Source organism: Mycobacterium sp., assembly GCF_040398885.1.
Lineage (GTDB): Bacteria > Actinomycetota > Actinomycetes > Mycobacteriales > Mycobacteriaceae > Mycobacterium.
The window spans coordinates 5809-18904 of the sequence record NZ_JBBATF010000042.1 but is presented as its reverse complement, the minus strand read 5'-3'; the positions used below and the strand labels follow the sequence as shown (position 1 = coordinate 18904).

The window sequence follows — 13096 nt, the reverse complement described above, 5'->3', positions numbered from 1 at the left end:
GCTGGTGGGAGGACATCTCCGGGGCGCGGGAGTTCGACGACCTGCCGGCCAAGGCGCGGGACTATGTTCTTCGGCTCGAAGAGCTTGCCGGAGCACCGGTTTCGTGCATCGGCGTCGGTCCCGGCCGCGATCAGACCATCGTGCGCCGTGACGTGCTGGCCACGCGGCCGCGATGACCGATCCGCCCGAGTTCGACCAGCGCGGCGGCTTCCCGAGGTTCCAGGTCATCGACGAACCCCCTGGTTTCGGGCGGTTCGTCTCGGCCATGCGCCGCGCCCAGGATCTCTCGGTCGCCGCGGATGCACCGGACTGGAACGCCGCCGCCGAGCTTGTCGAGAACGTGATCGCCTACCTGGATCCGTACCGGGCGCCGGGCGGGATGGCCCCCGCCGGACGCGTCGCGAGCCTGCCGGGCGCCGGCAGTGCGCTGATGCCGCCGTGGCAGATCCGCGACTTCAACCCCGAGTTCGTCGAAGTGGGCGTGCAATTCAGTCGGTACCACGTCGGCGGCAACGACGCGGTGCACGGCGGCGTGGTGGCGATGATGTTCGACGTGATGTGCGGCATCGTCATCCACGCCGTCGGGCGGCCGATCAGCCGCACCGCCTACCTGCATGTCGACTACCGCAACATCACCCCGATCGACGTGCCGCTGACCCTGCGCGGCCGGGCGTCGAAGATCGAGGGGCGAAAGACCTTCGTCAACGCCGAGCTCACCGGTCCGAACGGCGCCCTGCTGGCCGAGGCTGATGCGCTGATGGTCCAACTGCTTCCCGGCCAGCCCTGAGCGAGGTGGTGCGATACTACCGGGATGTCTGAGTCCACGCCGCAAAGAGCGAGATACCTGACCAGTCCCCGCGCCGCGGCCCTGGCGGGTGTGCTGTTCGCGGTGCTGTTCGGCACCGCGATCTACCTGATCCGCTCATCGCTGCCCGAAATCGTCCAGCCCGGCTCGGAGTGGCTGGATACCGGCGACGACAGGATTCGCCTCGCCTCGGGTCTGACGCCCTTCGCCGGTATCGCCTTCCTGTGGTTCATCGGGGTGGTGCGCGCGAACCTCGGCCGCTACGAGGACAGGATCTCCGGCACCGTGATGCTGGGCAGCGGCCTGCTGTTCCTGGCGATGGTGTTCGCGTCCTCGGCGGTCGGCGCCGGCCTGGCGGAAAGCCGCCACTATCTCGGTGACCAACCCGCCGGTCCGGGTGTCAGGGTTTTCGGCCAGATGCTGCTGCTGGAACTGTCCGAGACCTATGCGCTGCGGATGGCGGCGGTCTTCATGATCTCGCTGGCGACGATCTGGATGCGCACCGGGGTGATGCCGCGCTGGCTGGTGTACGCCACCTACCTGACCGCGCTGACCCTCATCGTCGCCGCCGACGGAAGCATGTGGCTGACCCTGGTGTTCCCGGCGTGGGTGCTGATCGTCAGCATGCTGTTCCTCATTCGTGCCGATGCCTTCGAAAGTTACTGGCAGAGCCACCGCGAGGATAAGCGCCTACCGGAGTAGGGAATTCGTCCGTCCGTTCGATGTCCTCGGACCGGAAGGCGGGCCACCAGATCTTCGGCCCGATCAACGTGAACAACGCCGGGATGACGACGGTGCGCACGACGAAGGTGTCCAGCAGGATGCCCAGGCCGACGATGATGCCCAGCTGGGTCAGTGCGATCAGCGGCAGCACCCCGAGGACGCAGAACACTGCGGCCAGCACGATTCCGGCACTGGTGATCACGCCGCCGGTGGCCGACACCGCTCGCACGATCCCGCCGCGGGTGCCGTACAGCGGGGTCTCCTCCTGGGCCCGGCTGACCAGGAAGATGGTGTAGTCCACGCCCAGGGCGACCAGGAACAGGAACGAGAACAGCGGGGTGGTGTTGTCCAGGGCCGGGAAGCCCAGCAGGTGCACGCTGACCCAGCCGCCCAGCCCGAGGGCGGCCATGGTCGACAGTGCCGTCGCGGCGACCAGAACCAGAGGCGCCAGCGCCGCCCGCAGCAGGACGTAGAGGACCGCCAGCACCACGGCGAGGATGGCCGGGATGATCACCCAGCGGTCGCGGATCGCGGTCTTGCCGGCATCCAGTGCCTGGGCGTCGGTGCCGCCGACCAGGGCCGTCGGGTCGGCCCCGTGGACCGAATCCCGCAGTGCCGCAATGGTGTCGAACGCCGCGGTGGACGCCGGTTCGGCGTTGATGACGACCTGCCACTGGGTCAGACCGGTGTCGGAGACACCCGCCGGGTTGACCGACGCGACCCCGGGGGTGGCCTGGATTGCGGCCGTGACCGCCGGGGCCCGGCCGGTGGCGGCCACCACCCGGGTCGGGTCGGTCACGCCACTGGGAAAGTGCTGGGCAAGGGTCTTGAATCCGTCGACCGAGTCCGCGCTGACCCGGAACTGGTCGATCAGGGACAGGCCGATCGGGATGCCGATCAGTCCGGTGGCCAGCACTGACAGGCCCAGGATCGATGTCACCGCGACCCGCCCCGCATGGCCGGCCATCCAGTCCGCCAACCGATGCCAGGCACCGGCGGTGGTGATCTCGCCCTGCCCCGGATTCGGGACGAAGGGCCAGAACAACTTTCGGCCGAACACCCCCAGCAGTGGCGGCAGGACGAACAGCACGAACACCGCCGCGACCAGGATTCCGGAGGCGGCCTGGACGCCGAGGCTGCGGTTGGTCGGCGAACTGGCCAGCAGTAGTGACAGCAGGGCCAGCACGACGGTGGCGTTGCTGGCCGCGATGGCCGGGCCGGCGAAACGCATTGCGGTGTAGAGGGCGTCGCGGTGGTCATCGGTTCTGCGGAGTTCCTCGCGGTAGCGCGAAATCAGCAGCAGCGCGTAGTTGGTGCCCGCCCCGAACACCAGAACGCTGGTGATGCCGGTGGTCGAGCCGTCGCCGGCGAAACCGGTCAGTTGGGCCACCGCCGAACCGGTCACCGCGGCCACCCGGTCGGCGAAGGCGATCACCAGCAGTGGCACCAGCCACAGCACCGGGGACCGGTAGGTGACGATCAGCAGTAGTGCCACCACCCCGACGGTCACCCCGAGCAGAACGACATTGGCCCCGGAGAACGAGTTTGCGATGTCGGCGCCGAACGCCGGTCCGCCGGTCACGTTGGCGACCATCCCGTCGGGCAGGCCGTCCCGGGCCGCGGTGCGCAACTCGGTGACTTTGTCGGTCAGGGCGAACCCGGTCAGGTCCGGGCTCAGCGGAACCGGAACCAGGGCGGCCTGCCCGTCGGGGGACGGCAGCACCGGCAACGGCGGCGGACCGTTAGGTGGCCCGGGGATCTCGGCGGCAGCCAGGGCGCGGTCGCGGGCCTGCTCGGCGGCTGCCAGGTCCGACGGCGACAGCGCAGCGCCGCCGGCGCGGGTGAACAGCAGGATCACCGGGGCCTGATCCCCGCCGGGGAACTGCTTGAGCAGTTGCGTCACCCGGGCGGATTCCGCGGTGGCCGGGATCACCACCGGGGACTGCTCGGCCGCGCCGTTGTCGGGAACCAGACCCGTCAGCACGCCCCCGACCGCGACCAGGACCAGGGCCAGCACCCAGGACCTCGGCGCCGAAACCAGTGCGGCGATACGGTCCCAGACCGAGTCGCGGGATCGGCGCTGGCGAACTTCCGGTGCGCGGTGCATGCCGACCATCATCACGCGTCGATAGGGTCGACCGCGTGCTGGACACCCTGGCGGTGGAGAACTACCGGTCGCTGCGACACCTGATCGTGCCGCTGCGCCGGTGCACCGTGGTCACCGGATCCAACGGCAGCGGCAAGTCCGGTCTGTACCGCTCAGTGCGCCTGCTGGCCGACATGGCGCGCAACGGCGCGGTCAACGCGCTGGCCCGCGAGGGTGGCCTGGCCTCGACGATGTGGGCCGGCCCGGGCCGCAAGGGTCCGGTCAGTCTCAAACTCGGCTTCGCCGGCGAGGAGTTCGGCTACGCGGTCGACCTCGGGCTGCCGCAGGAGGGCGACACCGCCTTCGGCCTGGACCCGCAGATCAAGTCCGAGGCGGTGTGGGCCGGTCCGTTCCTGCGGCCGTCGGCCCTGGTGGCCGAACGATCCGGACCCCTGGTGCGCGTCCGCGACGAAGGTGGGCAGTGGCGCAACGCGTCGACGTCGCTGCGGCCCTACGACAGCATGGTCAGCGAAGTCGCCGACCCCCGGGACGCCCCCGAGTTGCTGGCACTGCGGGAACGAATGCGGTCATGGCGCTTCTACGACCACGTCCGCACCGACAGCGCCGCACCGGCGCGCCAGCCCCGGATCGGCACCCGCACAATGGTTTTGAGCCACGACGGTGCAGACTTGGCCGCCGCCTGGCAGACCATCGCCGAGGTCGGCGACGCCGGCGCGCTGGCGCAGGCCGTCGAGGCCGCCTTCCCGGGCAGCCGAGTGGGTGTGACCGTGGCCGACGGCCGTTTCGAACTGACGCTGCGCCAACCCGGGATGCTGCGGCCGTTGGCCGCCGCCGAATTGTCCGACGGCACACTGCGTTACCTGCTGTGGGTGGCCGCGCTGCTGTCGCCCCGACCGGCCGGGTTGACGGTTCTGAACGAACCGGAGGCCAGCCTGCACCCGGAGTTGCTTCCCGCCCTGGGCACCCTGATCTCCCGGGCCTCGGAAAGCAGCCAGATACTCGTCGTCACCCACTCGGCACCGCTGGTGACTGCGTTGCGCGAACACGGTGAACCAGCCCTGCTGGCGCTGGCCAAACGGGACGGTCAGACCGTGGTCGAGGGCCGGGGCCTGCTCGACGAACCGCCCTGGCACTGGCCGGAGCGCGGGTGAGCACGGCCTATCCTGTGGGTTTATGACTGAGCCCGAGGAGACCCGGCCCACCATGATGCCGATCCTCACCGCGCTGGCCGTGGTCGTCGTCGCGCTGATCGCGGTGTTCGTGCTGCGGATGATCCGCGGCGGCGACGCACTGCCCGACGACGCGGCGGTCGGCCGAGCGGTGGTCGGCCAGAACGACGCGCTGCAGCGCGGCAACTACCCCGACTTCCGGTCCTTCACCTGCGCGGCCCAGCAGGGCATCGAATCCCAGGTGCTCGCCGACCAACGGCAGTCCTCCGACGCCAGGGGTCCGCGGTTCGTCGATGACGTCAAGGATGTGAAGGTCCGCGGGGATTCGGCCACCGCCACGGTGGTCTACCACTTCGAGAGGTCCCGGGACGACAAGGTCACGGTCCCGATGTCCTTCGTGCGTGAGAACCAGAACTGGAAGGTCTGCTCGCCCGGGCCGAGATAGCCGACAGCCCGGCGCCACCGGCGTGAGCCGGTGACCTGTGGGACACTCACGAATGTGAGCTACGCCGGAGACATCACCCCGCAGGAAAGCTGGAAGCTGCTTGCCGACAACCCGGATGCGGTGCTTGTCGACGTGCGCACCGAAGCAGAGTGGAACTGGGTCGGGGTGCCCGACCTGTCCAGCCTGGGCCGCGACGTCGTGTTCGTCCAGTGGAACACCTCGGCCGGCCGCAACGAGAACTTCGTCGCCGACCTGATCGCCCGCGGCGTCACGCCCGCCGAGCGCCCGGTGATCTTCCTGTGCCGGTCCGGGAACCGCTCGATCCCGGCCGCCGAGAGTGCCACCGCGGCCGGTATCGCGCCGTCCTACAACATGCTCGACGGTTTCGAGGGACAACTCGACGCGCACGGCCACCGCGGCGCCACCGGCTGGCGTGCTGACGGCTTGCCGTGGAAGCAGTCATGACCGAGGGCGACATCCCCTCGGTTCGCATCCCCAAGCCGCTGCCCGCCGGCGTCAGCCAGGCCACCATCGGCGTCCGCGGCGGTCTGCTGCGGTCGAACTTCGAGGAGACCTCCGAAGCGATCTTTGTGAACTCCGGTTACGTCTACGACTCGGCGGCTCAGGCCGAGCAGGCTTTCACCGGGGAGATCGACCGCTACGTCTACTCCCGCTACGGCAACCCCACCGTCTCGATGTTCGAGGAACGGCTGCGGCTGATCGAGGGCGCCGAGGCCGCCTTCGCCACCGCCTCGGGGATGTCCGCGGTGTTCACCGGCCTCGGCGCGCTGCTGGGCGCCGGGGATCGGCTGGTCGCAGCGCGCAGCTTGTTCGGGTCCTGCTTTGTGGTGTGCAACGAGATCCTGCCCCGCTGGGGTGTGGAGACGGTGTTCGTCGACGGCGAGGACCTCGACCAGTGGGAGGAGGCGCTGAGCCGGCCGGCCACCGCGGTGTTCTTCGAAACCCCGTCCAATCCGATGCAGAGTCTGGTCGACATCGCCGCAGTGTCGGAGATGGCCCACGCCGCGGGGGCAAAGGTGGCTCTTGACAACGTCTTTGCGACGCCGTTGCTGCAGCAGGGCCTGCCACTGGGTGTCGATGTGGTGATCTACTCCGGGACCAAGCACATCGACGGTCAGGGCCGGGTGCTCGGCGGGGCGATCCTCGGCGACAAGGAGTACATCGACGGTCCGGTGCAGACCCTGATGCGGCACACCGGTCCGGCGCTGAGCCCGTTCAACGCCTGGGTGTTACTGAAAGGCCTTGAGACGCTGTCTGTTCGGGTGGACTACAGCAACGCCTCAGCCCAGCGGGTCGCCGGGTTCCTCGAGGGGCATCCGAGCGTGCGCTGGGTGCGTTACCCGTTCCTTGCCTCCCATCCGCAACACGACCTGGCGAAACGCCAGATGAGTGGTGGCGGTACCGTCATCACCTTCGAGTTGGACGCCCCGGCGGGCCGCGGCAAGCAGCGAGCGTTCGAGTTGCTCGACAAGTTGCAGATCATCGACATCTCCAACAACCTCGGTGACGCCAAGACGCTGATCACCCATCCGGCCACCACCACCCACCGGGCGATGGGCCCGGAAGGGCGTGCCGCCATCGGATTGGGCGACGGCGTGGTACGCATCTCGGTCGGCCTGGAGGGAACCGAGGACCTCATCGCCGACCTGGACCGCGCGCTGAGCTGACATGTCGCGCGACTCGCAGGCCAAGCGGGCCCGGCGCAGGAAGCGTCGGGCCGCCCGCGACGAGAGTTGGATTCCCGGACCGCGCTTCGACCAGGTGCTCGCCTCCGCCGAATCCGATCCTGTCGCAGAGGCTTTGGCCGATGTCGACGATTGGATGGCCGAGCGCGGCTGGGTGCTCGACGACGAGGTCGCCGATCGTCTGGTGAGTTGGTTCTATCCGCCGTCGGCGGCCGAGTTCGATGGTGAGGACCGGGAACCGGTCACCCGGATCTGGATCACCGCCGGGCAGGACGACGAGACGGTGGTGCTGGAGTTCGGCGCCACCCTGGTCGGTGACGGCGGCGACGACGACCCTTACCTGCTGGACCCGGACAGCCTCGAAGACGACGTCGCCGCACTCGAGGCCTATCGGCCGGGTTCGCCCCGCCCGGAGCTGGATTGAGCCTGCGTTTCGTCGAGGTGCATCAGGACGACGAGTTGGCGCAGCCGCTGATCGCCGAACTCGCCGTCGAGTACGCCACGCGGTACGACGGGACCGAGGAACGGGTATTGCGTTGGCTGCGTGGATATCCCGCAGACGAGTTCGGCCCGCCGCACGGCGGCATGCTGATCGGCCTGGAGGACGGCCGGCCGGTCACCGGCGGGGCCTTCCGTCGGTTCGGGCTTGTGGAAGGGGACGAAACAGCTGAGCTGAAACGCATTTGGACCGACCGACGGTTTCGGCGGCGGGGTTACGGCCGCACGCTGCTGGCCGAGTTGGAGAACCGAATCGCCGCACTGGGCTACCGCCGTGTCTACCTCACCACCGGTGACCGCCAACCCGAGGCCGAGGCGCTCTACACCGCAGCCGGCTACGCCAGACTGGCTGAACCGTTGCCGGCCGACGGGGAGGCCTACCCGGTGGCTTTCGGCAAACTGCTCTAGGAACCAAGCCGCTCTAGTGCACTTCGGCCCCGGCCCGGCGAACCGCCTCGCGTACCGGCCCGACCCACACCTCGCCGTGACCGGGAAGCAGCGTGCCGGTTCCCGACTCGGCGAGCACCTCGAGGCTGCGCCGGCAGTCCGGATCACTGTGGTTGAACAGCGACGGCAGCAACTGCGGGCCGCGCCGCCGGAGCAGCGGATGGCCGGTCACCAGCGCATCGCCGGTGACCGTCACCCCGTCGACGACATAGCAACAGTGACCGCTGGTATGGCCGGGCGTCGGCAGTGGAACCGGCCGCCCGGGCAGCGTCGCCGCCACCTCATCGGTCAACGCGCGCACCGTGGGGACACCGTCGCGCACCAGGCCGCCCTTGCGGGCCACCTCCGCCGACCAGGCCAGCCACCGCGGCCGCCAGGCGTGGGCCGCCAGTGCGACCGGGGAGGCCTGCTGCAGATACTCGCGTTTGGCGTGGCCCACCTCCGCGCTGTGGCAGTACACCGGAGTGCGGTGCGCCGTCGCGAACCAGATCGCCGTCCCGAGGTGGTCGACATGGGCGTGGGTCAGCAGGATCGCGCGGACGTCCTCCGCGGCGAACCCCAGTGCCCGCAGCGATGTCAGAACATCGTCACGATTGCCGGGAAAGCCCGCGTCGATCAGCATGACGCCGGAATCGTCGCTGACCAGGGTCCAATTCACCAGCGGTGTCTGCGCCAGGTGCACGTTGTCGGTGACGGCGGTCAACGTCGGGCCCATCGCCCGAGTGTAGGGCGGTGGAGTAGAAACGACGGATGGTGGATTTGAAGCTGGGATACAAGGCGTCGGCCGAGCAGTTCGGGCCGCGGGAACTCGTCGAACTCGGCGTACTGGCCGAACAGCGAGGTATGGACAGCGCGACGGTCAGCGACCACTTCAACCCGTGGCGTCACGAAGGCGGCCATGCGCCGTTCGCGCTGTCGTGGATGACGGCGGTGGGTGAGCGCACCAAGCGGATCGTTCTGGGAACCTCGGTGCTCACCCCGACCTTCCGCTACAACCCGGCGGTCATCGCCCAGGCCTTCGCAACCATGGGATGCCTCTACCCCGGCCGGGTCTTCCTCGGCGTCGGCACCGGCGAGGCGCTCAACGAGATCGCCACCGGTTTCACCGGCGAATGGCCCGACTTCAAGGAGCGCTTCGCCCGACTGCGCGAGTCGGTGAAGTTGATGCGCGAACTGTGGTGGGGCGAACGTGTCGACTTCGACGGCGAGTTCTACCACCTCAAGGGCGCGTCGATCTACGACGTGCCCGACGGCGGGGTGCCGGTCTACATCGCCGCCGGCGGACCGGTGGTGGCCAAGTACGCCGGCCGGGCCGGTGACGGCTTCATCTGCACCTCCGGCAAAGGCGAGGAACTCTACGCCGGCAAGCTGATGCCTGCCCTGCGCGAAGGCGCCGAGGCCGCCGGCCGCCCGGTGGAGGGCATCGACAGGATGATCGAGATCAAGATCTCCTACGACCCGGACCCCGAGGTCGCGCTGAACAACACCCGGTTCTGGGCGCCGCTGTCGCTGACGCCCGAGCAGAAGCACAGCGTGTCAGACCCGATGGAGATGGAACGGCTGGCCGACGAACTGCCCATCGAGCAGGTGGCCCGGCGCTGGATCGTTTCCTCGGATCCCGACGAGGCGGTCGAGAAGGTCGCCGCCTACGTCGGGTACGGGCTGAACCATCTGGTCTTTCACGCCCCGGGACACGATCAGCGGCGGTTCCTGGACCTTTTCGAGCGAGATCTTTTGCCCCGCTTGCGCAAACTGGGCTAATCCGCAGACTCGCCAAGCCGACTGAGGGATGCTGTCTGTCGTGACAGACGCCGTATCCAAAGGCCCCACCTCGATCTACGTCGCCTCTCCCGAAGGGGAAACCGGTAAATCCACCATCGCGCTGGGCATACTCAACCGGTTGGCCGCGCTGGTGCCCAAGGCCGGGGTGTTCCGGCCCATCACCCGCCGGGAGGAACGCGACTACATCCTCGAACTGCTGCTGGCCCAGAGCGATGCGGACCTGTCCTACGACGAATGCGTCGGGGTGAGCTACCAGCGTCTGCACGAGGACCCCGAGGGCGCCATCGCCGACATCGTCGCCCGCTACCACGCCGCCGCGTCGCGCTGCGACGCCATGGTCATCGTGGGATCCGACTACACCGACGTGGCAACGCCGACCGAACTGGCCGTCAACGCCCGGATCGCGGTCAACCTCGGCGCCCCGGTGGTGCTGTCGTTGCGGGCCTTCGACCGCACCCCCGAGGAGATCGCTCAGGCGATCGAACTGTGCATCGTCGAACTGGCCGCCCAGCACGCCCACACCGCGGCGGTGGTGGCCAACCGGTGCGATCCGGCACAGCTGGACGCCGTGGCGGCGGCGTGTGCGGATCTCGGCGCGCCGGTCTACGTCATCCCCGAGGAGCCGCTGCTGGTCGCGCCGACGGTCGGGGAGCTGATGACCGCGGTCGACGGTGTCCTGGTACACGGCGAAGCCTCGCTGCTGAACAGGGAAGTGCTCAATGTGATGGTCGCCGGCATGACCGCCGAACACGGCCTGGAGCGGCTCACCGAGGGGGCAGCCGTGATCACCCCCGGTGACCGCTCCGACGTCGTCCTGGCCGTCGCCTGCGCCCATGCCGCGGAGGGGTTTCCCTCGATATCGACCCTGATCCTCAACGGCGGGCTGCCGCTGCACCGGGAGATCGCCCGGTTGGTGAACGGCCTGCATCTTCGGCTGCCCGTCATCACCACCGGCCTGGGGACGTTCGAGACCGCCACCGCGGTGGCCAACACCCGGGGACGGGTGACCGCCGACTCGGGAAGCAAGATCGACACCGCCCTGCAACTGATGGACCGCCACGTCGACATCGCCGAACTGCTGGACCAGCTGGCCATCCCGATCCCGACGGTCACCACCCCGCAGATGTTCGCCTACCAGCTGATGGAGCGGGCGCGCTCGGACCGCAAGCGCATCGTGCTGCCCGAGGGGGACGACGACCGGATCCTGCAGGCGGCCGGCCGGCTGCTGCGCCGCGACATCGCTGAGCTGACCATCCTGGGCGAGGAGAGCCGAATCCGCACCCGGGCGGCCGAACTCGGCGTCGACCTCGGCGGGGCGACGTTGATCAATCCGAAAACCAGTGAGCTGTGCGAGCAGTTCGCCGAGCAGTACGCCGAGATCCGCAAGAAGAAGGGCGTCACCGTCGAGCAGGCCCGGGAGATCATTCAGGACGTCTCCTACTTCGGAACCATGCTGGTGCACAACGAGATCGTCGACGGCATGGTGTCCGGCGCTGCGCACACCACCGCCCACACCGTTCGCCCGGCCTTCGAGATCATCAAGACCCAGCCGGGGGTGTCGACGGTGTCGAGCATCTTCCTGATGTGCCTCTCCGACCGCGTCCTGGCCTACGGTGACTGCGCGATCGTGCCGGACCCAACCTCCGAGGAACTCGCCGACATCGCCATCAGTTCAGCGCGGACCGCCGCCCAGTTCGGCATCGATCCGCGGGTCGCGATGCTGTCTTATTCGACCGGTGAGTCCGGCAGCGGAGCCGGCGTCGACAAAGTAAGGGCGGCAACCGAACTCGTCCGCCAGCGCGAACCCGGACTCCTGGTCGAAGGCCCGATCCAGTACGACGCGGCGGTGGAACCCAGCGTGGCCAAGTCGAAGATGCCGAACTCGCCGGTGGCCGGGAGGGCGACGGTGCTGATCTTCCCGGACCTCAACACCGGCAACAACACCTACAAGGCGGTGCAACGCAGCGCCGGCGCGGTCGCCATCGGCCCGGTGCTGCAGGGGCTCAACAAACCGGTCAACGATCTCTCCCGGGGAGCCCTTGTGGAAGACATCGTCTACACCGTCGCGATCACCGCGATCCAGGCCCAGAGGTCCTGATGGCCGGCACCGTCCTCGTTCTCAACTCCGGGTCTTCCTCCCTGAAATACCAACTCGTCGAGCCCGAGTCGGGTACGTCGGTGTTCGACGGCATCGTCGAACGCATCGGCGAGACGACCTCCAAGGCGAAGCTGCGACTCGGTGAGACCGAAGTCGAACGCGAGGGCGCGGTGGCCGATCACGAGGCGGCGCTGCGACTGGCCTTCGAACTGGTCGCCGAGGCGGGCAAGGACCTCGACGATCTCGGACTGGTCGCCGTCGGGCACCGGGTGGTGCACGGTGGGCCGAGCCTGTACCGGCCGACCGTCGTCGACGACAAGCTTGTCGCCGAGTTGACCGAATTGGCTCCGCTTGCGCCGCTGCATAACCCGCCCGCGGTGCTGGGCATCGAAGTGGCCCGGAAGGTGTTGCCCGACCTGCCGCACGTCGCGGTGTTCGATACCGCGTTCTTCCATGACCTGCCGCCGGCGGCGGCCAACTACGCCATCGACAGCGGGGTCGCGGCGAAGTGGCGCATCCGGCGCTACGGCTTCCACGGCACCTCGCATCAGTTCGTCAGCGGGCAGGCCGCCGAATTCCTCGGCGCTCCGGCGGAGTCGCTGAACCAGATCGTGCTGCACCTGGGCAACGGCGCCTCGGCGTCGGCGATCGCCGGCGGCCGCCCCATCGACACCTCGATGGGCCTCACGCCGATGGAGGGTCTGGTGATGGGCACCCGCGCCGGGGACATCGACGCCGGGGTGATCAGCTACCTGTGGCGCACCGCCGGCATGGGGGTCGACGAGATCGAGACCATGCTCAACCGGCACTCCGGGCTGCTGGGCCTGAGCGGCGACGTCGACATGCGGGCCCTCGATCGGCGGATCAAGGACGGCGACGAGACCGCCCGGTTGGCTTATGAGGTCTACATCCACCGGTTGCGCAAGTACATCGGCGCCTACCTGGCGCTGCTCGGGCGTGTGGACGTGGTCACCTTCACCGCCGGGGTGGGGGAGAACGCGGCCTTCGTCCGCCGCGACGCGCTCAGTGGGATGAGCCGCCTGGGCATAGAACTCGACGAGCGCCTCAACGAGGCCCCGTCGCGGGCAGCGCGGCGAATCTCCGCGGAGAACTCGCCGACCGCAGTTCTGGTGATCCCCACCGACGAGGAACTGGCGATCGCCCGTGCTGCGGTGACGGTGGTCTAGTCCATCCGCCGAGCAGACACAAAGTCCCCGCGACACGCGGTATTTCGGAGCACTTCACGTCTGCTCGCGGCTGGAACGTGGAGGGGCGAGAACGCGGAGGGGCTAGAACGTGGAGGGGCTAGAACGTGG

The 13096-nt window shown here is 68.8% G+C and carries 14 protein-coding genes; 12 read left to right on the top strand and 2 right to left on the bottom strand.

Going from position 1 to position 13096, the window contains the following annotated elements; translation table 11 throughout:
• From ADBZ5U_RS06135 to ADBZ5U_RS06125, 3 genes are all read left to right on the top strand, one after another.
• On the top strand, positions 1-176 hold a 176-nt coding region (locus ADBZ5U_RS06135), incomplete at its 5' end, for an adenylosuccinate synthetase (RefSeq protein WP_526263446.1).
• Positions 173-787, top strand: a complete 615-nt coding sequence (locus ADBZ5U_RS06130) for a PaaI family thioesterase (protein WP_526263442.1) — start codon at positions 173-175, stop codon at positions 785-787. The genes ADBZ5U_RS06135 and ADBZ5U_RS06130, both read left to right, overlap by 4 nt.
• Positions 788-811: 24 nt before the next feature.
• Positions 812-1507, top strand: a complete 696-nt coding sequence (locus ADBZ5U_RS06125; RefSeq protein ID WP_526263440.1) for a hypothetical protein — start codon at positions 812-814, stop codon at positions 1505-1507.
• Here the strand turns inward: ADBZ5U_RS06125 and ADBZ5U_RS06120 are convergent.
• Positions 1440-3635 (bottom strand): MMPL family transporter, encoded by a 2196-nt coding sequence (locus ADBZ5U_RS06120; RefSeq protein WP_526263438.1) that lies wholly within the window; start codon positions 3633-3635, stop codon positions 1440-1442. The genes ADBZ5U_RS06125 and ADBZ5U_RS06120 overlap by 68 nt on opposite strands.
• Positions 3636-3670: 35 nt before the next feature.
• On the opposite strand from ADBZ5U_RS06120, the gene ADBZ5U_RS06115 reads away from it, so the two are divergent.
• From ADBZ5U_RS06115 to ADBZ5U_RS06090, 6 genes are read left to right on the top strand one after another with little or no spacing between them, the layout of a single operon-like run.
• Entirely contained in the window at positions 3671-4786 is a 1116-nt protein-coding gene (locus tag ADBZ5U_RS06115; protein WP_526263436.1) for an AAA family ATPase, read from the top strand.
• Between the two features lie 22 nt (positions 4787-4808).
• Positions 4809-5249 (top strand): Rv0361 family membrane protein, encoded by a 441-nt coding sequence (locus ADBZ5U_RS06110; protein WP_526263434.1) that lies wholly within the window; start codon positions 4809-4811, stop codon positions 5247-5249.
• A gap of 54 nt (positions 5250-5303) precedes the next feature.
• Positions 5304-5714: a rhodanese-like domain-containing protein gene (locus ADBZ5U_RS06105; protein WP_526263432.1), complete on the top strand. Its 411-nt coding sequence runs from the start codon at positions 5304-5306 to the stop codon at positions 5712-5714.
• A complete protein-coding gene (locus tag ADBZ5U_RS06100; RefSeq protein ID WP_526263430.1) occupies positions 5711-6937 on the top strand; it encodes an O-succinylhomoserine sulfhydrylase in 1227 nt (408 codons plus the stop codon). The genes ADBZ5U_RS06105 and ADBZ5U_RS06100 overlap by 4 nt, the downstream gene beginning before the upstream one ends.
• Before the next feature lies 1 nt (position 6938).
• Positions 6939-7379 carry a hypothetical protein gene (locus ADBZ5U_RS06095; RefSeq protein WP_526263428.1) on the top strand — a complete coding sequence of 147 codons (441 nt, stop codon included), beginning with the start codon at positions 6939-6941 and terminating at the stop codon, positions 7377-7379.
• Positions 7376-7861: a GNAT family N-acetyltransferase gene (locus tag ADBZ5U_RS06090; protein WP_526263426.1), complete on the top strand. Its 486-nt coding sequence runs from the start codon at positions 7376-7378 to the stop codon at positions 7859-7861. Before ADBZ5U_RS06095 ends, ADBZ5U_RS06090 begins: the two co-directional genes overlap by 4 nt.
• Before the next feature lie 13 nt (positions 7862-7874).
• Here ADBZ5U_RS06090 and ADBZ5U_RS06085 read toward each other — a convergent pair whose 3' ends face one another.
• Positions 7875-8615 carry an MBL fold metallo-hydrolase gene (locus ADBZ5U_RS06085; RefSeq protein WP_526263424.1) on the bottom strand — a complete coding sequence of 247 codons (741 nt, stop codon included), beginning with the start codon at positions 8613-8615 and terminating at the stop codon, positions 7875-7877.
• A 35-nt stretch (positions 8616-8650) separates the two neighbouring features.
• Between ADBZ5U_RS06085 and fgd the strand changes: the two genes are divergently transcribed.
• The 3 genes from fgd to ADBZ5U_RS06070 are packed head-to-tail and all read left to right on the top strand — an operon-like array spanning position 8651 to position 12967.
• Positions 8651-9661 (top strand): glucose-6-phosphate dehydrogenase (coenzyme-F420), encoded by a 1011-nt coding sequence (fgd, locus tag ADBZ5U_RS06080; RefSeq protein WP_526263422.1) that lies wholly within the window; start codon positions 8651-8653, stop codon positions 9659-9661.
• Positions 9662-9701: 40 nt separating this feature from the next.
• Positions 9702-11780 carry a phosphate acetyltransferase gene (pta, locus tag ADBZ5U_RS06075; RefSeq protein WP_526263420.1) on the top strand — a complete coding sequence of 693 codons (2079 nt, stop codon included), beginning with the start codon at positions 9702-9704 and terminating at the stop codon, positions 11778-11780.
• Positions 11780-12967, top strand: coding sequence for an acetate/propionate family kinase (locus ADBZ5U_RS06070; RefSeq protein ID WP_526263418.1), 1188 nt, complete (start codon positions 11780-11782; stop codon positions 12965-12967). The genes pta and ADBZ5U_RS06070 overlap by 1 nt, the downstream gene beginning before the upstream one ends.
• Positions 12968-13096: the final 129 nt, after the last annotated feature.

Excerpts from the sequence above, each read along its gene's own strand:
- ADBZ5U_RS06130 (WP_526263442.1), top strand. The coding sequence starts at position 173 with ATGACCGATCCGCCCGAGTTCGACCAGCGCGGCGGCTTCCCGAGGTTC.
- ADBZ5U_RS06125 (WP_526263440.1), top strand. The coding sequence starts at position 812 with ATGTCTGAGTCCACGCCGCAAAGAGCGAGATACCTGACCAGTCCCCGC.
- ADBZ5U_RS06120 (WP_526263438.1), bottom strand. The coding sequence starts at position 3,635 with ATGCACCGCGCACCGGAAGTTCGCCAGCGCCGATCCCGCGACTCGGTC.
- ADBZ5U_RS06110 (WP_526263434.1), top strand. The coding sequence starts at position 4,809 with ATGACTGAGCCCGAGGAGACCCGGCCCACCATGATGCCGATCCTCACC.
- ADBZ5U_RS06100 (WP_526263430.1), top strand. The coding sequence starts at position 5,711 with ATGACCGAGGGCGACATCCCCTCGGTTCGCATCCCCAAGCCGCTGCCC.
- ADBZ5U_RS06095 (WP_526263428.1), top strand. The coding sequence starts at position 6,939 with ATGTCGCGCGACTCGCAGGCCAAGCGGGCCCGGCGCAGGAAGCGTCGG.
- ADBZ5U_RS06085 (WP_526263424.1), bottom strand. The coding sequence starts at position 8,615 with ATGGGCCCGACGTTGACCGCCGTCACCGACAACGTGCACCTGGCGCAG.
- fgd (WP_526263422.1), top strand. The coding sequence starts at position 8,651 with ATGGTGGATTTGAAGCTGGGATACAAGGCGTCGGCCGAGCAGTTCGGG.
- ADBZ5U_RS06070 (WP_526263418.1), top strand. The coding sequence starts at position 11,780 with ATGGCCGGCACCGTCCTCGTTCTCAACTCCGGGTCTTCCTCCCTGAAA.